The organism is Intrasporangium mesophilum, from assembly GCF_054783095.1.
Genome location: NZ_BAAGRF010000015.1, coordinates 261023 through 281972 on the forward strand (window position 1 = coordinate 261023; position 20950 = coordinate 281972).

Below are 20950 nucleotides of genomic sequence, written 5' to 3' on the forward strand. Positions count from 1 at the left end.
CGAGGCAGAGGTGCCGCACGCTCCCAGCCCGCCACGCGCCGAACGCCGCGTTCGCGTGCGAGGAGGAGGACGAGGGCGAGGACGGGGACGAGGTCAGGACCCCGAGTCGAAGCCACGCCGCCGGATCAGGCGGGGCCGCGGCGCGGGCACCCGCGACCAGACTGCCTGCTGGACCGCGAGAGTGAACCATCCGGCAAGCGCCATCCCGCTGAGGTTGATGACGAGCTGCAGGCTGCTGCCCCGGACCTCAGCCCAGTCTGCGAAGGCCAGCCCGAGGGCGACGTTGCCGGCGGCCGGGATCGTCGTGACCGAGATGAACACCCCGCTGAGCCCGCCGACCCGCTCGGACGTGATGGACAGGACGCCGGCGGCGCCCGCGAGAAGCGCGACGATGAAGGACCACGTGTCAGGCGAGTAGATGAAGTCGGTGCCCGGGCGCGGTCCGCTGACGTCGGCGAGGGTGACCAGGCCGGTGGCTTTCGCGATGAGGGCCAGCAGGGAGGTCACGAGGATTGCGATGGCGAAGCCGAGGACGAGCGCCCGCGCGGCGAGCCCGAACAGCAGTGGGCGCCGCCGGACGAGGGCGACGCCCAGGGCCGCGACCGCGCCGAACTCCGGTCCGAGCACCATCGCTCCGATGACGAGGATCTGCGAGTCGACGATGATCGCGATCGAGGCGATCGTGGTCGCGAGACACATGAAGCTCACGAACATCCAGTTGAGCTCGCTGTCCTCGTACGAGCGTTGCCCCATCTGGGGCCACACGACGGCGTCGGCGCTGCTGCCCGGGGTCACCGCGTCGGCCTCGAAACCCTTGCGGGACAGCCAGGTCGGCACGGGAGCCACCTCGATGGTGCCCTTCTGGTGGATCCCGATCCGGCGGAGCTCGTCGATGACGACGTTGGCCCCTTCGCGCGCCACGTTGGCGATGACGACGTCGCCCTCGGGACGCAGGGCCACCCCGCGCAGGACCGAGAGGGTGCTCACCGCCTCGGTGCCGGACAGGATGTCGGTGACCTCACCGGTGAGCTCGGACGGAGTGGTCACGGTGAGTCTGAGCATGGCGTCAGTGTCCCGCGCCGCACGGTCCGGAAGCGGGGAGGCAGTCGGCGTGTCATCTGAACACATGTTCAGATGACATGATGTGGACATGGCTTCCGTGACCGACCTGGACGGGTGCGCAGTCCAGACCGTCCACCCTGACAAGGTGGCCCTCGCGACGTCGAGCTCGCCCGACCCCGAGGAGCTCGCACGCGTCACGAGCGTCTTCAAGCTCCTGGGGGACCCCACCCGAGCGCGCTTGCTCTATGCCTTGCTCGAGGTCGGCGAGCTGTGCGTCTGCGACCTGGCCGCCGCGACCGGCACCACCGAGACGACCGTCTCGCAGTCGCTCCGGATGCTGCGCGCGTCCGGCGTCGTCACCGGGCGTCGCGAGGGGCGCAACGTCTACTACCGCCTGTCCGACGCGCACGTGCGGCTGCTGCTCGACGTCACGCGTGAGCACATCGCGCACGACGAGCGCACCTCGGGCATCGAGGTGGTCCGGTGAGTGGACACTCCCACTCGGGCGTCGCCGAGCATGCCGGCGGCCGACACCGATGGCGTCTTGCGGTCGCCTTCGCGCTCATTGCCGTGTTCTTCGTCGTCGAGCTGATGACCGGCCTGGCCAGCGGGTCTTTGGCGCTCATCTCCGACGCCGGGCACATGGCGGCCGACGTGGTCACCCTCGGCGCTGCGCTCGTCGCCACGCGCATCGCGACCCGCGCCGACACCACCGGCCGGCGCACGTTCGGGTCCTATCGCGCGGAGGTGTTCGCCTCGGGCCTTGCCGTGCTCCTCATGCTCGGCGTGGCGGTCTACATCGTCATCGAGGCTCTGGGTCGCGTCGGCTCGTCCCCCGACGTCGCCTCGGGGACCATGCTCGTCGTCGGCATCCTGGGCCTGCTCGTCAACGTCGTCGCACTGTTCCTGCTGCGAGGGGGCGCGCGTGAGAGCCTCAACGTCAAGGGCGCCTACCTCGAGGTCGTGGCCGACACCGTCGGGTCGATCGGCGTCATCGTCGCCGCCCTGCTCGTGGGCTCGACCGGCAACGCCGCGTGGGACACCGGCATCGCCCTCGCGATCGCCGTCTTCGTCGCCGTGCGGGCGGTCATGCTGGGCCGCGAGGTGGTCGCGGTACTCGGGCAGCACGCACCGGCCGGCATCGAGCCGACCGAGATGCTTGTTGCCCTGTGCCAGGTCGAGGGCGTCAAGCAGGTGCACGACCTGCATGTCTGGACGCTCACGTCCGGCATGGACGTGGCTACCGCACACCTCGTGACCGACGAGTCGGCCTCGGGCGCGGCGGTCCTGGGTGCGGCGAGCGCCATGCTCCGCGATCGGTTCCACATCGCCCATGCGACGCTCCAGGTCGAGGTCGCCGGCAGCGCTCAGTGCCAGGGAGCCGACTGGTGACCGGGCCGGAGCTGCCGGTGTTCTCGCTCCTGACGCCATCACGACGGAGCACCCTGATCCGCCGCGCCCGCCTGCTCGCCGGCGCCTCCGTGGTCTACAACGTTGGTGAGGCGCTCGTCGCGATCACGTCGGGTCGAGTCGCCGACTCGACCGCACTCGTCGGTTTCGGCCTCGACTCGGCCGTCGAGGTGGCGAGCGGCCTGGTGATCCTGTGGCAGTTCGGGCATCCCATGCCGGAGGAGCGGGAACGGCTCGCGCGCCGGCTCATCGCCGCATCGTTCTTCGCTCTCGCCGCGTGGATCGGCTTCGAGGCGGTCCGCGCTCTGGTCGGCGGCGACGTGCCCGGCTCCTCCCTCGTGGGAATCGTGCTCGCCGCGCTCTCGCTGGTGGTCATGCCTGTGCTCTCGCTCGCGCAACGTCGCACCGGGCGCGAGCTCGGGTCGGGCGCGGTCGTCGCCGACAGCACCCAGACGCTGCTGTGCACCTACCTGTCGGCGGTGCTGCTCGTCGGGCTGCTGGCCAACACCCTGGTCGGCTGGTGGTGGCTCGACCCGGTCGCCGCGCTCGCCATCGCCGCGGTCGCCGTGCGAGAGGGCCGGGAGAACTGGCGCGGGGACGCCTGCTGCTGACCCGCACACTCGCCCCACGGCATACCTCGTGCCGGCCGGCCCACCAAGCCGGCCCACCACGCCGGCCCACCACGCGTGGCAACACACCGAGCAGTCGTAAGCTCCGGCCGGAAATAACCGCCGACGTTTTGCGACTGCTCGGTGTGTTGCGGGCTACGGCGACGTGGCGACGGGATGGGGCGGCAGCACGAACGTGGTCCGCAGCGCGCCGTTGACGAGCGACAGGAACACGCCGGTCTCCTGCCTGATCACCGCGTAGCGGCTGGCGGCCTGAGGCGAGCTCGCGTCGGACTCCTCGGACGCGGCGTCGGCGAACAGCTCGAGCGACTTGAGGCGGGCGTAGTAGCTCGGCGGGTCGAGTCCGGGCGGTGCGCCGTTCGCCCCCAGCGAGCCGAAGTGCTTGGCGAGCACGTCGAACTCCACCGCCGCCGGGTTGCCGGACAGTGACATCGCGTCCAGCCGCCGGATGTCGGCGACGAGATTGTTGTAGTCGACGAGCGCGGCCGCGTGGTTGAAGACCGGAGACGTCGTGATGGCCGGGCGGGGGAGAGCTGTGACGGTCACGGTCGGCGTCGCCACCACCGTGGCGGTCGTGACGACGGTCGCCGTCGCTGTGACCGTGTGCGTGTGCTCCTCGGTGACCGTGACCGTCGCCGTCGGGGGCGTCGTGCCGGCAGCGGCCTGGCTGAGCTCGACCTCTGGGTTGGGGGTGGAGCAGGCGGCGAGGACCAGGGCGGCCGCGATGACGGTCGCGATGGCTGGCACCGTGCGCACGATCGGCTCCGATCGACTTCGAGGCAGGACGACGTGGACGGCTTGATTGTGCGGTCTCGCCACCGTCCGTGGAAAGGAAATGCCCCAAACGACCGTAGCCACCCTTCCTGACAGTCGCCTCAGACCGTCCGTGCGCTCGCCAGCTGGGCCGGCGTCAGGAAGATCGCCCCTTCCAGCCGGGCGCCCCGCAGGTCCGCGTCGCGCAGATCGGCGCCGAGCAGGTCGGCCCACCGGAGGTCGGACGCACGCAGGTCCGCGGCGATGAGCAGGGCGCTGCGCAGGTCGGCCGTCCTCAGGTCACGTCCCGGCAGGCGTGCTCCCGCGAGGTCGGCGCCGGCCAGGTCGGCCCCAGCCAGGTCGGTGCCGGCCAGGGTGGCCGCAGCGGCCCGGCCAGCGCGGTCCAAGCCCCGTATGCCGTGTCGCCGGCGCGCGCGCTCGCGTGCCGATGCGCTTGCCGCCACGAGCAGGGGACCCACCCGGGCTCGCAGCGCCTGGACGTCGAGCCCGACGAGGTCGTCTGCAGCCGCGGCGGTGAGCTCGGCGAGCTGGTCACGGACTTCGGACAGGCGACTCGCGGTGTTCCGGCCGGGCTCGAGCGAGAGCGCCTCGAGGACGAACCGCAGGCTCTCGTGCACGGCGCGCATGACGGGCAGGACGGCATACATCTGCGTGGCCGATGCGGGCACGTCCCGCCACGAGACGCCGCCGAAGGTCACCTGCGACACCTGCTGGCCGGCGCCGAGGCAGTCGTAGGTGATGCAGCCCCTCCAGCCCTCCGCCTCGAGGCTGTCGTGGATGCGGCAGCGGAAGTCATCCAGTAGGTTGTGGCAGGGGTCGCCTCCGGCCTTGTCGACGGGGAAGTCGGCCGACCGTGCGAAGGGCAGCGCGACGCAGCACAGGCCGAAGCAGCGCGCGCAGTCTGCCTCCAGCGCGGGGATGGCGTGCGGGGCGTCGGTCACGGCTGATCGTTGCCGATCATCGTCGTGCGGTCGACGCCGCCACCGTCTGCGCGTGACTCATAGCGGACCGGCATCCCGGGAAACGCCGGTGCGAACCACAAGGTGGTGACGCCGTCACCGTCCTCGACGGTGTACCGCAGGGCCTCGAAGGTGCCCATCGGGAGGTCCACCGTGTCCGGGGCGATGGTGACGGAGTCGGCCGGATATGATGCGTGCTCCTGGAGCTGGAGCCAGGTCAGCCGGGACGAGTCCGTTCCTCCCTCGGGGTTCCCGTCGGCGCCCAGCCGCCACCGCTGCAGGGTTGCGCCCCTCTCGTCCGTGTCGACGAACCGGTTGACCCGCCGCCACGAGGGCCCGACCGCGGGCTCGACGAGCAGGGTGATCGTCCTGCCTTCAGGACAGCCGGACCTGATCTGGGCGGCCGTGAACGGGGTCGGAGCGGTGCCGGCGGCGAGCAGGTGTGGGTCTGCGGACGGCGGGCCTTCGAGGTCCCGAACCGGGGCCGTCTCGTCGGAGGTCATGGCGCCAGTCTCGTCGGCGCCGGTCGCGGGCGCCACGGCCCACCCGCGCGTCGCCGGTCAGGTCGCCTGCCTGGTCGTGATGGCATCACGAACGGCGACATGACCAGCGATGTGACCGGCGACGCGACCGGCGACGCGACGACGAGAGCAGGCTGATCCGCCGCGCGATGGTGTGAGGTGCCTGGCTGCGAGTCAGCCTGCGAGTCAGCCTGCGAGTCAGCCTGCGAGTCAGTCCGCGAGTCAGTCTGCGGAGGCCTCTCGACCGAGGTCGACGACGAGCTTGCCCAGCGTGCCGGCGGTGAAGTCGCCGAAGGCCGACGCGGTGTCGGTGAGGGAGTAGGCCTGCTGGATCGTCACGACCGACATGCGGCTCGCCTCGTGCTCGGCCAGGCGTCCTAGCACCTCGGGTGTCGGGTTGGCCGCGATCGGCACGAAGACGTCCGGCTCCTTCGGGAACCCCTCGGTCGAGAAGACCATCGTCGACACGAGCGTGCCCCCGTCGCGAAGAACCTGAACGAGCGCCCCGGGGTCGCCGGCGAGGTGCACGACGACGTCGACCCCGTCGGGGTGCTTGGCGAGCACCGCGGCCGGCACGTCCTGGCCGTAGTCGACGACCTCGGTGGCGCCCAGCCCCTCGACCAGGCGGCACTCCGCGTCGCTGCAGCCGGTGGCGATGACGTGGGCACCTGCCCGCGCGGCGAGCTGCACGACCTGGTTGCCCACGCCGCCGGTCGCACCGGTCACGAGGATGGTGCGGCCGGGCCCCGGGTCGGCCGCCTCGAGGCACGCGAGTGCGGCGGCTCCCGCGAGCCCGAGCGCCGCGCCGTGGAGAAAGTCGACGGTGTCGGGCAGCCCGGCGATCCCCACCGACGTCGGCACGGTCACGTAGTCGGCGAAGGACCCGTCGCCGAGGTACTGCTTCGTCACGACGCCGAAGACCCGGTCGCCCTCCGCGAACTCGGTCACGCCGGGCCCCACGGCGTCGACGGTTCCGGCGAAGTCCTTGCCGAGCACCAGCGGGAACCGGTGCTCGAAGTAGCCGGTCATGTAGCCCGCGATCACGGCCACGTCGAAACCGTTGAGCGCGGCGGCCTGGATCCGGACCCGGACCTCGCCCTCACCGGGCTCGGGGACCTCGATCTCCTGGACCGTCGGGGTGGTGTTGAACTCGTTGAGGACGAGAGCGCGCATGAGTGACTCCTGAGGTCGGCGGTGCCCACGATGAAGCCCCGGCCAGGGGTCGTCCCCAGGCGCCCCCCGACTGAGCCGTATTTGACGCTACGCGTTGCGGCACAAGGCCGTTCGCCGTTTCCGATAAGTCCGGGACGTCCCAAAAGCGAAGCCGACGGCGTTTGTGTCGCAGGCGCTACAGAAGTGAGCTGGGGTCGTCAGGGATGTCGGCGGCATACGACCGGAGCAGTTGCAGCGGCACGACCTCGAGCGCTCTCTCGTGGGTCGCGGCGAGGAACACCGGCGCGGCGGCTCCGGCCTGCTGCGCCTCGAGCCATCGGCTCGCGACGACGCACCACCGGTCGCCCGGCTCGAGGCCGGGAAAGCGCCACTCCGGTCGCGGGGTGACGAGGTCGTTGCCGACACTGCGCTGGTGCGCGAGGAACTCGGGCGTCGCGATGACGCAGATCGTGTGGCTGCCGCGGTCCTCAGGGCCGGTCGTGCAGAAGCTGTCGCGGTAGAAGCCGGTCATGGGGTCGGTCCCACAGGGTTCGAGGGCGCCTCCGAGCACGTTGCGTTCCCCACGAACCATGGGTGACACGTTAGCCGGGCGCCCTGACGGGCGGGTGGCGCGAGGGGTCCCGGACCTGCCCCGTCTCGGCGCCGACCCCGGTGTCTGCAGACGGGTCGCGGCGATGGTGCGTGGCCCGCCCCCGGGCGCAGGCGCTCTCGTTAGGCTGACCCCATGCTGGGGATGAGGGAGTACGAACAGGACTACATCGATGCCTGCCGGTCGCGCGTGGAGACCCAGGTCGCGATGTTCCACGAGGTCGCACAGGCTGCGCGCGACCACGGTGACGCCGACGTCTCCATCCTCGAGGGTGCCTTGGAGTCGCTCGAGTACGAGTACTTCAACAACATGCTGCTCGTGCTCGAGGGGTACTTCGTGCACCGTCTCCGTGGGGTCGAGGGCAAGGACGGCAACGCACTCAACGAGGTGCGCGTCTACGCGCGCTCGCTCATGGAGAACGGCGGCACGGTCGTCGCCGACCCCCAGCTCCCGCTCGACCCGACCCGCACGGTGCTCGGCCTGAAGGTCGGCGACCCGATCACCCTGACGCTCCAGCAGTACGGCCGGCTGTCCAACGCGTTCTTCCGTGAGATCGAGGCCCGGTTCTCGCGGAAGGCCGACTGACGAGTGAGCGACCCGCAGCAGGCACCCTCGGTGGTGCGCGACGCGGTGGGCATCCCCCATCTGCGCGCTGGTGACGTCATGGAGCTGGCCCGCCTCCAGGGCCGGGTGACCGCGCTCGACCGGGCGTGGCAGATCGAGCACCACCGGTGGCGGATGGAGGGACGCACGGCTGAGTACGTCGGTGTCGACGGCCTCGACTGGGACCGTTTCGCCCGCCAGGTGAGGCTCGAGCCGACCGTGCGGCGCTGCTACGAGCGCCTCGACGTCGAGACGAAGGAGTGGCTCGCGGCGTACGTCGACGGCGTCAACGACGGTATGCCGGAGGGCTTGGCGGGCGCGCCCGAGGTCGAGCTGCTCGGGCTGAGCTCGTATGCCGCACAGCCCCGCCCGTGGGAGCCGTGGACTCCGCTCGGGATCTTCTGGGGGATCCACCTGCTCTTCGGCACCTTCCCGTCGAAGCTCTTCAATGCGCACGTCGCGGCACGTGTCGGCGAGCACCTGCTCCCGCTGATCCACGCGGAGGGGGTCGACCAGTCCGGCAGCAACGCCTGGGTGATCGGGGGGCACCGGACCGCGAGTGGCCTGCCCCTGATCGCCGGCGACCCGCACCGCACCATCGAGCTGCCGGGCTGCTATCAGCAGGTGGGCCTCGCGTGTCCGGAGTTCGACGTGGTGGGTTTCACGTTCCCGGGCGTGCCGGGCGTCCAGCACTTCGCTCACGCCGGAGAGGTGGCCTGGGGCATCACGAACGCGATGGCCGACTACCAGGACCTCACTCTGGAGAGCCTGCGCCTGATTGGTGCGGATGCCCCTGGGCTGCGGGCGCGCGGGCTCGAGGGCTGGGAGCCCGTCGACCACGATGTGGAGCTGGTCCGGGTGCGAGGCGAGGGGGACGTGTCGGTGCCCGTCGTCGTCACGTCCAGAGGGCCGATCATCGCCGGCCTCGAGGGAGAGCTGGCCCGCGCGGAGGCGGCCGGGACCCACGGTGTGCCGGGCGTCCAAGGTGTGCCGGACGCGCCGGGCCGCCCGCCGGCATACAGCCTCCGCACCCCGACGCAGGCCGAGCACGACCTCGGCTTCTCGGCGCTGCTGCCGCTCCTGCGCGCCCGCTCGGTCGACGACGTCCAGGCTGCCCTGGCGCACTGGGTCGAGCCGGTCAACAGCGCGCTCGTGGCCGACACCTCGGGTGCGATGCGACACCTGGTCGTCGGCAAGGTCCCCGACCGCGACGATGTCGGCAAGGTGCTGCCCCTGCCAGCCTGGGACCCGCGCCACGTGTGGCGCGGGTACACACCCGGTCCGGTCACTGCGGTGACCGACGTCATGGTCAGCGCCAACGACAGGGCGAGCGGCGGCGGCCTCGGAGTCGAGTATGCAACTCCGTTCCGCGCCAACCGGATCCGCGAGCTGATCGACGGCGGCGAGAGGCTCACGGTCGACGACTGCAGGGCGATCCACGTCGACACACTGAACGGACAGGCAGCCCTGATGCGCGAGCTCGTGACCGCCGCCGACGTCACCGGTCCGGCTGCCGCGGTTCGTGACGAGCTGCTCGCGTGGGACCTGCACAGCGACACCCGCAGCAGGGGAGCCGCAGTGTTCGCCGCCTGGCGCACGGCCTTCGTCCGGTGGTTCGCGGAGCAGCCGCAGCTCGCCGGTCTGCATGAGCCACAAGGACACTCCCGGATCTTCTCGCCCTGGACCAACGTCGTCGGCCAGCTCGGCACCGGGTGGCACTCGCTCGCGCGTGGCGCCGGGAGCATCGGCATCGACGTCCCTGCAGGTGTGCGCGAGGCGCTCGAACGCGTTGCGGCACAAGGTGACTCGGTCACGGTGTGGGGAGACCGTCACTGGCTCGACCCCTTGCACTCGCTCGACGGCATCGGCGGTGCACCGAGCGTGGCACAGGACGCCGTCCCAGGGGACAAGGGCTGCGTGCTCGCAGCGGCGAGCGCCCCCGGGGTCACCGAGCGCTGCTACGGCGGGCCGGTCGCACGGTACGTCTGGGACCTTGCCGACCGCGACGCCAGCCGATGGGTCGTCCCGTTCGGGGCCAGTGGTGACGCCCGTGACCCGCACTTCGCGGACCAGACACCAGCGTGGCTCGCGGGCCGCCTCTACCCGGTCACGTGACGCGGTGCGCGGCGTCTCTTCCCGTGTGACACAGTGACCCCGTGGGCAGTTCGGTGACGCGCGTCACGATCATCTGGTTTGTCGGCGGCGCGGTGGTTGGGATCGCAGCCGCAGGTCTGCATGTGCTGCGCACGGACATCGGTGGCGCCCACACCGGCATGGCGATCACCGTGGGCGCGTGGGCTGCGACGATCCTCGCGGCGCTGATGCTCTACCGCGGCATCATGGTCGCGGCAAGCGAGCAGGACGAGGCGGCCCGCCGCCGGCCGAGGATCGACCGCGGGGCGCGCATCCCCGACTGGTCGGCGTACGACCCGGCGAGCCGGTCCACCGAGACTGTGCAGGACGACGTCGACCTGGAGCTGGTCGACGAGGGTGACGACGCCTACACCTTCCGCCGCGGCCACCGGCACCCCTGACGGGTTTGGGACGGAGCGCTCACTCGACCTAGGACATGGGCCACCGCCGCCGGACCCGCCTCCGTATCTCCTGGTCGAGTGAGCGCCCCGTCACTCTGGTCACTCGGGTCACGCCGCCTCGGATCGCGAGGCTGCTGGGACGGGGCGCCCACTCGACCTAGGACATGGGCGACCGCCGCCGGACCCGCCTCCGTATCTCCGGGTCGAGTGAGCGCCCCGTCACTCTGGTCACTCGGGTCACGCCGCCTCGGATCGCGAGGCTGGTGGGACGGGGCGCCCACTCGACCTAGGACATGGGCCACCGCCGCCGGACCCGCCCCGTATCTCCTGGTCGAGTGAGCGCCCCGTCACTCTGGTCACTCGGGTCACGCCCCCTCGGATCGCGAGGCTGCTGGGACGGGGCGCCCACTCGACCGAGGGGTGTTTGGCGGCAGGTAGGAGGAGGTCGGCGACCATTCTGCGGCTGCCGGCCTGGTTTCGCGCCGGGCGCCCGATGAGCTGGCTCCTGCGGTCACGCGCACTCCCCGGCATCTGGTCGGCCGCCGCCCTGCTTGTCGTGGCAACCATCCTGCTCGCAGACCGGTTCACGCCGCTGCCCGAGCTCGTGAAGGGGAGCGGGATCGCTCTGCCCACCGCTCTGACCATGCCCGTCCCGGTCGCGGTACTGCTTCAGGCCAGCATCTCCAGCTCGCACCCCACGGTCGAGCTCACCTCGCCGCGGCGGCTCCGAGTCCTCGACGTCAGCCTGCTCGCCGTGGGCACCTCCCTGGCGGTCGCGGCATACGTGGCCGTCGCGGTGACCCGGGAGGACGCTCTTCTGTTCGCCTCTGCGCGCAACCTCGTCGGGGCCCTCGGCCTTGCGCTCGTATGCCGTCGGCTGCTGAGCGCGTCCACGGTGTCGTTCGTCGTGGTGGCGTATGCCTCGGTCAGCCTGATGTTCGGGGACCGTGCGAGACCGCAGCTGTGGGCGTTCCTGCTGGCCACGCCCGGAAGCCGGTGGGCGGCCGTGCTCGGCGCCGTGCTTCTGCTCGCGGGAGTCCTCGTGGGCACCGGAGACCAGCCGCGTGTACGTCAGCTCACGGACGAGCGCGAGATGTAACCGCGCCAGGCGAGTCCGCTGTGGCGTCGGACCTCACCGGCACAATGGCTGCATGAGCGCAGGGCGCTGGGTGCTCCACGTCGACCTCGACCAGTTCATCGCGGCGGTCGAGGTCCTGCGACGTCCCGAGCTGGCCGGCCGGCCCGTCATCGTCGGCGGGCGAGGCGACCCGACAGAACGGGCCGTCGTGTCCACGGCGAGCTATGAGGCGCGCAAGTTCGGGGTCGGCTCGGGCATGGCTTTGCGGCTCGCGGCTCGCAAGGTGCCCGACGCCGTGATCCTTCCGGTCGACGCGCCCGCCTACACCGAGGCGTCCGAGCGGGTGATGGACACGCTGCGCGGGCTGGGGGTCGTCGTCGAGGTGCTCGGCTGGGACGAGGCGTTCCTCGGTGTAGAGACCGACGACCCCGAGGGATTCGCGCGCCGGGCCCAGTCGGCGGTGCTCGAGGCGACCGAGCTGCACTGCTCGGTCGGCATCGGCGACAACAAGGTGCGCGCCAAGATCGCTACGGGCTTCGGCAAGCCGCGAGGCATGTTCCGGCTGACACGGGACAACTGGTTCGAGGTCATGGGCGACCGGCAGACGATCGAGCTCTGGGGCGTGGGGTCGAAGGTGAGCAAGCGCCTTGCCGACCACGACATCAAGACCGTCCGACAGCTCGCCGCCGCCGATGAGGCCGTCCTGGTTGGGGAGTTCGGCCCCCGGATGGGTGTCTGGTACCACCAGCTCGGTCGCGGCATCGGATCCGCGGTCGTCGACGACACGCCGTGGATCGCCCGCGGCCACAGCCGCGAGACGACCTACCAGCAGAACCTCACGACACCGGCCGAGGTCGAGGATGCCGTGCGGGTGCTCGCCTCGCAGGTGTTCGACGACACTGTGCGTGAGGGCCGACCGGTCTTCCGGGTCACGCTCAAGGTCCGCTACGCACCGTTCTTCACCCAGACCAAGGGCAAGAAGCTCAAGGCGCCCACGTCCGATCGGGCCGATGTGGTCGAGGCGGCTCTGTTCCTTGCCCGCAAGCTCGACCAAGACCGCGAGGTCCGCCTTCTCGGCGTGCGGGCCGAGATGGTCATGCCCGAGGAGGGCGATCCGGTCGAGCGCACGCCGATCCGCGGGCGGCTCTGAGCGTCACCGGAGCGTCACGAAGTGCCAGCCCAACCACCACCAGGCCAGCAGCAGGCCGACCTGCGTGGTCCGTCGACGCATGGCCCACGTCACCACCTGACCCAGCCGCGGCAGCGCGGCCGGCCGCACTCGGGAGACGACCACCATCACCACGGTCGCGAGCAGTAGGCCGACGTAGATCCCGAGCGTCGCGAGGCGCGCCGTCACGAGCGCTCGTCCCACGCGCGGATGCGACGCACGAGCCACCAGCCGATGAGAAGCCACAGCCCGAGCGCGAGGCAGCGCAGCGCCTGGCTCGACAGGGCGGGCTCGACCACGGTGGACAGGGTCGGATGGTCGATGCTGTCGGTGCGCGCGTCCGGCTGCTCCATGAAGGAGAACAGCTCGACGAGAGCCACGCTGACCCCGAGCGCCGGCCACGCCCACCAGCGCCGGGGCGTCGCCGGTTCCGGCGGGGCGACCGGGCTCCGCGGCCTGCGGCCCGCGCCGACGAGCACGCCCACCGCCACGACGCCCGGGACGGCGAGGCACGCGTCCAGCCACCAGGTCGTCTGCGGCACGAAGGAGACACCCAGGCCGTATGCGGCCGCGACCCCTGAGGCGGCCAGGATCACTCCCCGCGTCGCGGGCGTCGGCGTGGTGTCGATGAGGCGGTCGCCCCCGGGTCGCAGCCTCAGCACGACTGCGAGGACGAGACTGCCGACGAACAGCATGATGTCGACGGGGTAGGCCCGGACCACCTGCACGATGCCTGCCAGCGCCAGCACCGGAACTGCCGGCTCGCGGACAAGCGTGCGAGCGAGCCGCACGGCCGGATCCATGCCCCCATCATCGCGCGAGAGGGATCCTCCCCGGGGGAACACGGCCCAGCGGCATACCCGGGGTTTCCACGGAAAGGCGAAGCGGCACCGCCCGACCGAACGGTCGAGTGGTGCCGCTTCGTGCGCTGGCGGCCGAGCGAGCCGACGGTCAGGTCACAGGGCTGCAGCTACGGACCGGCCGGCGGTCCGCCCGCTGAAGAGACAGCCGCCCAGGAACGACCCCTCGAGCGCGTTGTAGCCGTGCATCCCACCGCCACCGAACCCGCTCACCTCACCTGCGGCATACACCCCCGCCAGGGGCTCACCGCCGACCCGGAGCACGCGTCCGGCGAGGTCGGTCTCGAGGCCGCCGAGGGTCTTTCGAGTGAGGATGTTGAGACGCACTGCAATGAGCGGACCCGCCTTGGGGTCGAGGAGCTTGTGCGGTGTCGCGACCCGGATCAGCTTGTCGCCGCGGTAGTTTCGCGCGCCGCGCACAGCGGTGATCTGCGCGTCCTTGGTGAAGTCGTTGTCGATCTCGTTGTCCCGTGCCACGATCGTCCGGCGCAGCTCGGCGCCGTCGATGAGCTCGTCGCCGGTCAGCTCGTTCATCCCACGCACGAGCTGGTCGAGGGTGTCGGCCACGACGAAGTCCGCCCCGTGTCGCTTGAACGCCTCCACCGGTCCCGGCGCGCCCTTCTTCACCCGCCCCAGCACCTGCTTGATGTCCTTGCCGGTGAGATCGGGGTTCTGCTCCGAGCCGGAGAGAGCGAACTCCTTCTCGATGATCTTCTGGGTCAGTACGAACCACGAGTAGTCATAGCCGGTGCCCATGATGTGCCGGAGGGTGCCGAGCGTGTCGAAGCCCGGGAAGTAGGGAGCCGGGAAACGCCGCCCACGCGCGTCGAGCCATAGCGACGACGGGCCCGGAAGGATCCGGATGCCATGGTTCTCCCAGACCGGGTCCCAGTTCTGCAGGCCTTCGGTGTAGTGCCACATCCGGTCCGGGTTGATGATGTGGCCGCCCGCCGTCTCCGTGATCCCGAGCATCCGCCCGTCGACGTGTGCCGGCACGCCCGAGACCATGCGCGCGGGCGGGGTGCCGAGTCGCGACGGCCAGCTGCGCCGGACGAGGTCATGGTTGCCACCGATGCCGCCGCTCGTCACGACCACCGCCTGTGCGGCGATCTCGAAGTCGCCGATCTCGTTGCGGTTCGTGGCTTTTCCGCGTCCGGACGCGTCGGGTGCGAGCACTTTTCCACGGACGCCGGTCACCGTGCCCGCAGTGACGACGAGCTCGTCGACCCGGTGCCGGAAAGCAAGCGTCACCCGACCCGCTGCGACCCCCGCCCGGACCCGGCGGTCGAACGGCTCGACGATCCCCGGACCGGTGCCCCACGTGATGTGGAACCGGGGGACCGAGTTGCCGTGACCGTCGGCGCGGCCGTCGCCTCGCTCGGCCCAGCCGACGACCGGGAACAGGCGGTGTCCCTGCTCGTGCAGCCAGGCGCGCTTCTCTCCGGCAGCGAAGTGCAGGTACGCCTCCGCCCACTTGCGCGGCCAGAAGTCCTCGTCTCGGTCGAACTGAGCAGACCCCATCCAGTCCTGAGTCGCGAGCTCGATGCTGTCCCTGATGCCCATCCGTCGCTGCTCGGGGCTGTCGATGAGGAACAGTCCGCCGAAGCTCCAGAACGCCTGCCCGCCGCACGACTGCTCGCCCTCCTGGTCGAGCAGGAGCACCCGCTTGCCGGCATCCGCAAGCTCCGCGGTAGCGACGAGGCCGGCCAGGCCGGCTCCCACGACGACGACGTCGGCTTCCATCGGTCCCTTCCCCAAGGTCTGGCCCCGGCGTCGTTGCCGGTGCCGCTCGCGAGGTTCTGGCGCGGGCGTCCGGCGCAGAGCGCCGGCCCCACAGCGCCAGACCTCGGGCCGAACCTACCGCAGCCCGTATGCCGTTGCGTGTGCCTCCGCTGTAGCCATGGCCACCGAGCTGGGGGAGCTGCAGGCGGCACCGGATGCGATGCGCGCGGGGGTGCTACTGCCCTGTGGCGCCGTCGATGCACTCGCGCAGCAGGTCAGCGTGCCCACAGTGCCGTGCGTACTCCTCGATCATGTGGACCAGGACCTCGCGCAGGTTGATCCGGGTGTTCGGGTCTTTGCTGACGACGTCGAGCGAGTCCGCCTGTTCCACGAAGGCCTCGGCGTTGGCCACCTCCTCGCGCCACCGCTGCCATGCCTCGGCGACGACAGCATCGTCGCCGACGGCACCGTTGAAGTCGGCGTCGCGGTCGTCCGGCAGGCGGTAGAGCCGGGGGATGTCCTCACCGGCCATGGTCCGCCGGAACCAGTTCCGCTCGACGGCAGCCATGTGCCGGACCAGCCCGAGCAGCGACAGCGTCGATGGCGGCACCGAGCGCATCGCCAGCTGCTCGGCGTCGAGGCCGGAACACTTCATCTCGAGGGTGAGGCGGTAGCTGCGCAAGTAGTCGACAAGGGTCTCCCTCTCGTCGCCGAGCACGGCCTCCTGGCTGCGAGGGTCGTCCTCGGGGTCCACCCACATGTCGGGGTACTTCTTGCCGGCCATGGCGACCATCGTGGTGCACCATCGAGAGCGGCGCCACACCATTTGCCCGCCAGCTCCGTCTGGCGCGCTTCGCCTGCGGCGAATCTGCCTGGGGCAGAGCGGCATACCAACCTGGGTATGCCGTCGCGCAGGCTGGGTGCATGACGGAAACTCTTGCTCCAGCCCCGTTGGACGACCAGCTGTCGATGCAGCTGCTCCACCAGCGGATCATCGTCCTGGGGGCCGAGGTCGACGACCCGATCGCGAACCGGATCACCGCGCAGCTGCTGCTGCTGTCCGCTCGCGACCCGCGCGCCGACATCAGCCTCTACATCAACAGCCCGGGTGGCTCGGTTACCGCTGGTCTCGCGATCTACGACACGATGCGGGTCATCCCGAACGACGTGTCAACTCTCGCAGTGGGATTCGCGGCGTCGATGGGCCAGTTCCTGCTCGGCGCAGGCACGCCCGGCAAGCGTTTCGCGCTGCCCAACGCGCGGATCATGATGCACCAGCCGTCTGCGGGCATCCAGGGCACCGCCGCAGACGTCGAGGTCCAGGCCAACAACCTCAAGGCCATCAAGCGTCGGGTCAACGAGCTCCAGGCCGAGCACACCGGCCAGAGCGTCGAGCAGATCACGAAGGACAGCGAGCGCGACCGGTGGTTCAGCGCGGAGGAGGCTGCGGCATACGGGATCGTCGACCACGTGGTCACCTCGCTCGCGGACGTCCGCCCGGCGGGCGTCGAGCGGAAGGTGGGTCTGCGATGAGCAGCTACACGATCCCCTACGTCATCGAGCGGACGCCCGCAGGTGAGCGCAGCTTCGACATCTACAGCCGCCTGCTTCAGGAGCGAATCATCTTCCTGGGCACCGAGATCGACGATGGTGTCGCCAACGTCGTCATGGCCCAGCTGCTTCACCTCGCGGACGTCGGCGCCGACCGTGAGACCTCCCTCTACATCAACAGTCCCGGCGGGTCCTTCACCGCCCTCATGGCGATCTACGACACCATGCAGTTCGTGCCGACCCCGGTCGCGACCTACTGCCTGGGGCAGGCAGCCTCGGCGGCCGCGGTGCTGCTCGCGGCCGGAGAGCCTGGGCGCAGGTTCGCGCTGAAACACTCACGCGTGCTGCTGCACCAACCCGCCACCGGCGGGGGTCAGGGGACCGTCTCGGACCTTGCGTTGCAGGCCGACGAGCTGCTGCGCGTCCGCTCCCAGGTCGAGGACGTGCTGAGCAAGCACACGGGCCGAACCGTCGACCAGCTGCGGCTGGACACCGACCGGGACAAGGTCCTGACAGCGGAGCAGGCTGTCGGCTTCGGGATCGTCGACCAGGTCATCGAGCGCGCGTCCGAGGCGGAGCTCGCCACCGCCCCCGCCTGGTCGGGGTGACACTTCTGATCCGGCCGTGCGTCTTCCAGACGGGCCACGAATCGTTGCCCAGGAGCGAGCGTGGCTCGGGCACGAACGCGCGGGCGGAGGGAGTGGGTGGTGGTGCGCCGACCAGTCGGTGCCGCGGCCAAGGCGGCGGCCCTGTCCATCGTTCGACGGCGGGACCCCTTGGTGCTGTGGCCTCCTCACGACGTCGGCATCGGCAACATCCTCTACTTCTGGCTGCAGGCCCACGCGCGTCAGGCGCGTGGCGAGGCGGTCGTCGTCCGGTGGACGGAGGTGATGGCGGCGTGGACGCAGTGGTTCCCCTGGGTCTTCGAGTCCCTCGTCACGCGAGACGGCGAGTTCTCGTTGTTCAACCCGCGCAGCTACGGGCAGTTCTTCCAGGAGCTGGGGCTGGACTACTCCGTCGACGACCTGGAGCGGTTCATCGACGAGGTGCTCCTGCCCGAAGGGGCTCCCTTCCGGCGCCTTGCGGCCCGGCATCGGGGCCAGGGCGACCTGACCGTGAACGTCCGTCGTGGCGACTACTACAGCGACCCGAGATTCCGCGGGTTCTACTCGTTCGACGTGGTCGAGTACCTCCGCCTCGCGGTCGGTCGGGCGAACGACCAGGCACCGGTCCGCAGCATCCTGCTCGTGTCCGACGACCTCGGCTGGTGTCGCGCCAAGCTCGGCTGGCTCGAGGAGATCGCGCCCGTGAGGACGGCTCCGGAGGCGTCGACCGTCGCCGACCAGCTCGCGATGATCGCCGCATCGCCCCGGCTCGTCCTCGCCAACTCGTCGTTCTCCTACTGGGGCGCCTACCTGAGCAACCGTCTCCAGGTCCTCGACGGAGTGGGAGCGAGCCACGCTGACGTCATCGCACCGTGGTTCCACAGTCGGCAGTCGCACGGGGGCGCGGCCTACCAGCTCGACCCGCGATGGACGGTGGTCAGAAACCTCCCCGGCGGGTGGGACGCGTGAGGCGGGACGGGTCAGGCAGCGAGCATCGCGGGGCCGAGGTCGGCGACGCGCTCGGTCCGCGCCGGCCGCTCGACCTGCTGGAGGCGCTCGTGCTGCTCGGTGCGCCGTGACGCGAGGTCGAGCACCTGGCCCTCACCGGCGACGGAGCCAGCGAGCTCCCGCAGCTCACGGTGGGCGGCGCCGACGAGGTGCACGACGCTCGAGTCCAGCGCGATGCAGATCGCGGCGAGCACTTCTGACGACGGCTCCTTGAGCCCGCGCTCGACCTCGGAAAGGTAGGCCATCGATACGCCTGCCTCGGCGGCGACGTCAGCCAGGGTGCGTCCGGCCGCGAGGCGCCGACGCCGCAGGAGGAGGCCGTACACCTCGCGGAGCAAGGGAGACCGCCGGACGATGCGAGCTGGTGACGCGGCCATCGTGGCCTCCGTTCGGGTCGGGTCTTTCCACTGTGACACGGCGCGCACGGGTCGGCCGCACCTGCGGCTACGCGGTGAGCGAAACGGGTGGCCCGTATTGATGTTGACGGCGTGCACACCGCGCCTAGGCTTGTCAGGGGTGGGATCTACCGTGGTTCCACCCTCCAACCTTTGGGAGCACTCACATGAGCTTGTCCAGCAGCGCCATAGCCAGATCGGCGCGCCCCGCACGAGAGAGTTTCACCGGCCCCGCCATCGAGGCCGACCACCTGGTGAAGAAGTTCGAGGACATGACGGCCGTCGACGACGTCAGCTTCGCGGTCCCGCAAGGCTCGGTCCTCGGCCTGCTCGGTCCCAACGGCGCCGGCAAGACGACGACCGTCCGGATGATGACCACCCTGAGCAACCCGACGAGCGGCACCGCACGAGTCGCCGGCCACGACGTCCTGACCGACCCCGACGCTGTTCGCCGCAGCATGGGGCTGACCGGGCAGGCTGCGACGGTCGACGAGTTCCTGACCGGCCGGGAGAACATCTACCTCATGGGGTCGCTCTACGGCCTCGGCAAGAAGGAGATCGCCGGCCTCTCCGGCGAGCTGCTCGAGCGGTTCTCGCTCTCAGATGCCGGCGACAAGGTCGTCAAGGAGTACTCCGGCGGCATGCGCCGGCGGCTCGACCTGGCAGTCAGCCTCATCGCCGCCCCGCACGTGCTGTTCCTCGACGAGCCGACGACAGGTCTCGACCCGCGCAGCCGGTCCGAGCTGTGGGAAGTGCTGCGTGAGCTCGTCGCCGACGGCACGACCCTCCTGCTCACGACGCAGTACCTCGAGGAGGCCGACCAGCTCGCCGACCGGATCGTCGTGATGGACCACGGACGGATCATCGCCCAGGGGACCCCGCTCGAGCTGAAGGACCAGTCCGGCAAGGCGAGCCTCGTCGTCACGGTCTCCCACGCCGATCAGCTCGAGGCAGCCCGGGCCCTGCTTGCGACCCACGCGCGCGAGGTCCATGTCGACGTAGCAGCCCGCCAGCTCACCGCCCCCGCGGAGGGGCTGGCCGACATGACGCGGATCGCCGGCGTGTTCGACGGCTCTGAGATCGTCCTGGACGACCTCGGCCTCAAGCGCCCGACGCTCGACGATGTGTTCTTGCACCTCACCGGCCGTCGCGCCGAGGAGGCGGTCGAGGACGACGCTGCGTCCGAGACGAAGGGAGAGACGCGATGAGCGACACCACCGTCCGCAGCGACCTCGCGACTGCGACCGCGGCACGCCCCACCATCGAGCCGCCGGGCATGTGGAAGCAGGTGCGCACCCACGTCTGGCGCAACGTCAAGCACATCCGGCGGATGCCGGAGATGCTCGCCGACGTCACGTTCCAGCCGATCATGTTCGTGGTGCTGTTCGCCTATGTCTTCGGCGGGTCGATAAACGCCGGCGTCAACTACCGCGAGTGGCTGCTGCCCGGCATCATGGCGCAGACGATGACGTTCTCGTGCTTCGTCGTGGCGATCGGCCTGACCAACGACCTGAACAAGGGCGTCATCGACCGGTTCCGGTCGCTGCCGATCTCGCGATCCTCGGTCCTGGTCGGGCGGAGCATCTCGAGCCTCATCCACTCGAGCATCGGCGTCGTCGTCATGGCGATCACCGGCCTGTTCATCGGGTGGCGGATCAACACCGACTTCGCCAAGGGTGTGCTCGGGTTCGCGCTGCTGCTGTTGTTCGGCTTCGCGATGATCTGGATCGGGATCCTCGCCGGGTCACGTCTGAAGACAGCCGAGGCCGTCCAGGGCGTCATGTTCACGGTGATCTTCCCCCTGACGTTCCTGGCCGACACGTTCGCCCCGGCGGCGAACATGAGCCCTGCCTGGCTGCGCACCATCGCCGAGTGGAACCCGATCTCCTCGCTCGTGCGTGCGATGCGTGAGCTGTGGGGCAACACCACCCCGCTGCCGCCCGACTCCGCGCTGCCGCTGCACTATCCCGTCGCCTCGACGCTCATCTGGTCGGTGGCGCTGACGGTGGTGCTGGCACCGCTGTCGATCCGGGCGTTCAACAAGCGCACGACCGACTGAGTTTTTTGGCGCCTGCTTTTGGCGCCTCGCTTCGCTGCGGCGCGTGCCGCGGCGCCACTTAGGCGTTGCGGTGCTGGTTGGCACTCGAGCAACACCGAGACATCACGCGCAAACATGTCGAGTGGTCATTTCCGTGTGTATGGAAGTGACCACTCGACTCTTTCTATTTGACGGAGCCGGACATGAGGCCGCCGATGAAGTAGCGGCCGAGGATGATGTAGACGGCCAGGGTGGGTAGGGAGGCGAGCAG

The 20950-nt window shown here is 70.3% G+C and carries 24 protein-coding genes and 1 pseudogene; 13 read left to right on the forward strand and 12 right to left on the reverse strand.

What is annotated here, in order from left to right; translation table 11 throughout:
* Positions 1 to 93: 93 nt before the first annotated feature.
* Positions 94 to 1062: a DUF389 domain-containing protein gene (locus ACYVLP_RS14950; protein ID WP_460628125.1), complete on the reverse strand. Its 969-nt coding sequence runs from the start codon at positions 1060 to 1062 to the stop codon at positions 94 to 96.
* An 88-nt stretch (positions 1063 to 1150) separates the two neighbouring features.
* Between ACYVLP_RS14950 and ACYVLP_RS14955 the strand changes: the two genes are divergently transcribed.
* From ACYVLP_RS14955 to ACYVLP_RS14965, 3 genes are read left to right on the forward strand one after another with little or no spacing between them, the layout of a single operon-like run.
* Complete coding sequence (locus ACYVLP_RS14955) at positions 1151 to 1549, forward strand: ArsR/SmtB family transcription factor (protein WP_460628126.1); 399 nt, start codon at positions 1151 to 1153, stop codon at positions 1547 to 1549.
* Positions 1546 to 2454, forward strand: a complete 909-nt coding sequence (locus ACYVLP_RS14960; RefSeq protein WP_460628127.1) for a cation diffusion facilitator family transporter — start codon at positions 1546 to 1548, stop codon at positions 2452 to 2454. The genes ACYVLP_RS14955 and ACYVLP_RS14960 overlap by 4 nt, the downstream gene beginning before the upstream one ends.
* Positions 2451 to 3083, forward strand: a complete 633-nt coding sequence (locus ACYVLP_RS14965; RefSeq protein WP_460628128.1) for a cation diffusion facilitator family transporter — start codon at positions 2451 to 2453, stop codon at positions 3081 to 3083. Before ACYVLP_RS14960 ends, ACYVLP_RS14965 begins: the two co-directional genes overlap by 4 nt.
* Before the next feature lie 153 nt (positions 3084 to 3236).
* On the opposite strand, the gene ACYVLP_RS14970 is transcribed toward ACYVLP_RS14965, so the two are convergent.
* From ACYVLP_RS14970 to ACYVLP_RS14990, 5 genes are all read right to left on the reverse strand, one after another.
* Positions 3237 to 3857, reverse strand: a complete 621-nt coding sequence (locus tag ACYVLP_RS14970) for a hypothetical protein (protein ID WP_460628129.1) — start codon at positions 3855 to 3857, stop codon at positions 3237 to 3239.
* A 119-nt stretch (positions 3858 to 3976) separates the two neighbouring features.
* A complete protein-coding gene (locus ACYVLP_RS14975; protein WP_460628130.1) occupies positions 3977 to 4816 on the reverse strand; it encodes a pentapeptide repeat-containing protein in 840 nt (279 codons plus the stop codon).
* Positions 4813 to 5337 (reverse strand): hypothetical protein, encoded by a 525-nt coding sequence (locus ACYVLP_RS14980; RefSeq protein WP_460628131.1) that lies wholly within the window; start codon positions 5335 to 5337, stop codon positions 4813 to 4815. Before ACYVLP_RS14980 ends, ACYVLP_RS14975 begins: the two co-directional genes overlap by 4 nt.
* A gap of 240 nt (positions 5338 to 5577) precedes the next feature.
* Positions 5578 to 6528 (reverse strand): NADP-dependent oxidoreductase, encoded by a 951-nt coding sequence (locus ACYVLP_RS14985; protein ID WP_460628132.1) that lies wholly within the window; start codon positions 6526 to 6528, stop codon positions 5578 to 5580.
* Positions 6529 to 6703: 175 nt separating this feature from the next.
* On the reverse strand, positions 6704 to 7099 hold the full coding sequence (locus ACYVLP_RS14990; RefSeq protein WP_460628133.1) for a DUF2237 family protein: 396 nt from the start codon (positions 7097 to 7099) through the stop codon (positions 6704 to 6706).
* A gap of 153 nt (positions 7100 to 7252) precedes the next feature.
* Here ACYVLP_RS14990 and ACYVLP_RS14995 point away from each other — a divergent pair, with 153 nt between their 5' ends.
* The 5 genes from ACYVLP_RS14995 (at position 7253) to ACYVLP_RS15015 (ending at position 12482) form a co-directional block, all read left to right on the forward strand.
* Positions 7253 to 7702 (forward strand): hypothetical protein, encoded by a 450-nt coding sequence (locus tag ACYVLP_RS14995; RefSeq protein ID WP_460628134.1) that lies wholly within the window; start codon positions 7253 to 7255, stop codon positions 7700 to 7702.
* A 3-nt stretch (positions 7703 to 7705) separates the two neighbouring features.
* On the forward strand, positions 7706 to 9835 hold the full coding sequence (locus ACYVLP_RS15000; RefSeq protein WP_460628135.1) for a penicillin acylase family protein: 2130 nt from the start codon (positions 7706 to 7708) through the stop codon (positions 9833 to 9835).
* Between the two features lie 41 nt (positions 9836 to 9876).
* On the forward strand, positions 9877 to 10254 hold the full coding sequence (locus tag ACYVLP_RS15005) for a hypothetical protein (protein WP_460628136.1): 378 nt from the start codon (positions 9877 to 9879) through the stop codon (positions 10252 to 10254).
* A gap of 493 nt (positions 10255 to 10747) precedes the next feature.
* On the forward strand, positions 10748 to 11353 hold the full coding sequence (locus ACYVLP_RS15010) for a hypothetical protein (protein WP_460628137.1): 606 nt from the start codon (positions 10748 to 10750) through the stop codon (positions 11351 to 11353).
* Between the two features lie 52 nt (positions 11354 to 11405).
* A complete protein-coding gene (locus ACYVLP_RS15015) occupies positions 11406 to 12482 on the forward strand; it encodes a DNA polymerase IV (protein WP_460628138.1) in 1077 nt (358 codons plus the stop codon).
* Positions 12483 to 12485: 3 nt separating this feature from the next.
* Here the strand turns inward: ACYVLP_RS15015 and ACYVLP_RS15020 are convergent, their stop codons facing one another.
* The 4 genes from ACYVLP_RS15020 to ACYVLP_RS15035 all read right to left on the reverse strand — a co-directional run bounded on the left by ACYVLP_RS15020 (position 12486) and on the right by ACYVLP_RS15035 (position 15866).
* A complete protein-coding gene (locus ACYVLP_RS15020) occupies positions 12486 to 12689 on the reverse strand; it encodes a DUF6186 family protein (RefSeq protein WP_460628139.1) in 204 nt (67 codons plus the stop codon).
* Positions 12686 to 13303: a hypothetical protein gene (locus ACYVLP_RS15025; RefSeq protein ID WP_460628140.1), complete on the reverse strand. Its 618-nt coding sequence runs from the start codon at positions 13301 to 13303 to the stop codon at positions 12686 to 12688. The genes ACYVLP_RS15020 and ACYVLP_RS15025 overlap by 4 nt, the downstream gene beginning before the upstream one ends.
* Before the next feature lie 153 nt (positions 13304 to 13456).
* Positions 13457 to 15103, reverse strand: coding sequence for an FAD-binding dehydrogenase (locus tag ACYVLP_RS15030; protein WP_460628141.1), 1647 nt, complete (start codon positions 15101 to 15103; stop codon positions 13457 to 13459).
* A 214-nt stretch (positions 15104 to 15317) separates the two neighbouring features.
* Complete coding sequence (locus ACYVLP_RS15035) at positions 15318 to 15866, reverse strand: DinB family protein (protein WP_460628157.1); 549 nt, start codon at positions 15864 to 15866, stop codon at positions 15318 to 15320.
* A gap of 140 nt (positions 15867 to 16006) precedes the next feature.
* On the opposite strand from ACYVLP_RS15035, the gene ACYVLP_RS15040 reads away from it, so the two are divergent.
* The 3 genes from ACYVLP_RS15040 (at position 16007) to ACYVLP_RS15050 (ending at position 18207) form a co-directional block, all read left to right on the forward strand.
* Complete coding sequence (locus tag ACYVLP_RS15040; protein WP_460628142.1) at positions 16007 to 16615, forward strand: ATP-dependent Clp protease proteolytic subunit; 609 nt, start codon at positions 16007 to 16009, stop codon at positions 16613 to 16615.
* The gene (locus tag ACYVLP_RS15045) at positions 16612 to 17241 is read left to right on the forward strand and encodes an ATP-dependent Clp protease proteolytic subunit (RefSeq protein ID WP_452270952.1); all 630 of its coding nucleotides are present in this window, start codon (positions 16612 to 16614) and stop codon (positions 17239 to 17241) included. The genes ACYVLP_RS15040 and ACYVLP_RS15045 overlap by 4 nt, the downstream gene beginning before the upstream one ends.
* 99 nt (positions 17242 to 17340) lie before the next feature.
* Positions 17341 to 18207 carry an alpha-1,2-fucosyltransferase gene (locus ACYVLP_RS15050; RefSeq protein WP_460628143.1) on the forward strand — a complete coding sequence of 289 codons (867 nt, stop codon included), beginning with the start codon at positions 17341 to 17343 and terminating at the stop codon, positions 18205 to 18207.
* An 11-nt stretch (positions 18208 to 18218) separates the two neighbouring features.
* On the opposite strand, the gene ACYVLP_RS15055 is transcribed toward ACYVLP_RS15050, so the two are convergent.
* On the reverse strand, positions 18219 to 18623 hold the full coding sequence (locus ACYVLP_RS15055; RefSeq protein WP_460628144.1) for a helix-turn-helix domain-containing protein: 405 nt from the start codon (positions 18621 to 18623) through the stop codon (positions 18219 to 18221).
* Positions 18624 to 18808: 185 nt separating this feature from the next.
* Here ACYVLP_RS15055 and ACYVLP_RS15060 point away from each other — a divergent pair, with 185 nt between their 5' ends.
* Positions 18809 to 19849 (forward strand): ATP-binding cassette domain-containing protein, encoded by a 1041-nt coding sequence (locus ACYVLP_RS15060; protein WP_460628145.1) that lies wholly within the window; start codon positions 18809 to 18811, stop codon positions 19847 to 19849.
* Entirely contained in the window at positions 19846 to 20700 is an 855-nt protein-coding gene (locus ACYVLP_RS15065) for an ABC transporter permease (RefSeq protein WP_460628146.1), read from the forward strand. Before ACYVLP_RS15060 ends, ACYVLP_RS15065 begins: the two co-directional genes overlap by 4 nt.
* A gap of 163 nt (positions 20701 to 20863) precedes the next feature.
* On the opposite strand, the pseudogene ACYVLP_RS15070 reads toward ACYVLP_RS15065, so the two are convergent.
* Positions 20864 to 20950: pseudogene (locus ACYVLP_RS15070) on the reverse strand (carbohydrate ABC transporter permease); the annotation flags it as partial.

Bases quoted from the DNA above. Each gene is read 5' to 3' on its own strand.
- ACYVLP_RS15010 (WP_460628137.1), top strand. From the start codon at position 10,748: ATGAGCTGGCTCCTGCGGTCACGCGCACTCCCCGGCATCTGGTCGGCC.
- ACYVLP_RS15035 (WP_460628157.1), bottom strand. From the start codon at position 15,866: ATGGCCGGCAAGAAGTACCCCGACATGTGGGTGGACCCCGAGGACGAC.
- ACYVLP_RS15025 (WP_460628140.1), bottom strand. From the start codon at position 13,303: ATGGATCCGGCCGTGCGGCTCGCTCGCACGCTTGTCCGCGAGCCGGCA.
- ACYVLP_RS14990 (WP_460628133.1), bottom strand. From the start codon at position 7,099: ATGGTTCGTGGGGAACGCAACGTGCTCGGAGGCGCCCTCGAACCCTGT.
- ACYVLP_RS14985 (WP_460628132.1), bottom strand. From the start codon at position 6,528: ATGCGCGCTCTCGTCCTCAACGAGTTCAACACCACCCCGACGGTCCAG.
- ACYVLP_RS15060 (WP_460628145.1), top strand. From the start codon at position 18,809: ATGAGCTTGTCCAGCAGCGCCATAGCCAGATCGGCGCGCCCCGCACGA.
- ACYVLP_RS14955 (WP_460628126.1), top strand. From the start codon at position 1,151: ATGGCTTCCGTGACCGACCTGGACGGGTGCGCAGTCCAGACCGTCCAC.
- ACYVLP_RS15055 (WP_460628144.1), bottom strand. From the start codon at position 18,623: ATGGCCGCGTCACCAGCTCGCATCGTCCGGCGGTCTCCCTTGCTCCGC.
- ACYVLP_RS15030 (WP_460628141.1), bottom strand. From the start codon at position 15,103: ATGGAAGCCGACGTCGTCGTCGTGGGAGCCGGCCTGGCCGGCCTCGTC.
- ACYVLP_RS15045 (WP_452270952.1), top strand. From the start codon at position 16,612: ATGAGCAGCTACACGATCCCCTACGTCATCGAGCGGACGCCCGCAGGT.
- ACYVLP_RS15065 (WP_460628146.1), top strand. From the start codon at position 19,846: ATGAGCGACACCACCGTCCGCAGCGACCTCGCGACTGCGACCGCGGCA.
- ACYVLP_RS14995 (WP_460628134.1), top strand. From the start codon at position 7,253: ATGCTGGGGATGAGGGAGTACGAACAGGACTACATCGATGCCTGCCGG.
- ACYVLP_RS15015 (WP_460628138.1), top strand. From the start codon at position 11,406: ATGAGCGCAGGGCGCTGGGTGCTCCACGTCGACCTCGACCAGTTCATC.
- ACYVLP_RS14980 (WP_460628131.1), bottom strand. From the start codon at position 5,337: ATGACCTCCGACGAGACGGCCCCGGTTCGGGACCTCGAAGGCCCGCCG.
- ACYVLP_RS14950 (WP_460628125.1), bottom strand. From the start codon at position 1,062: ATGCTCAGACTCACCGTGACCACTCCGTCCGAGCTCACCGGTGAGGTC.
- ACYVLP_RS15040 (WP_460628142.1), top strand. From the start codon at position 16,007: ATGACGGAAACTCTTGCTCCAGCCCCGTTGGACGACCAGCTGTCGATG.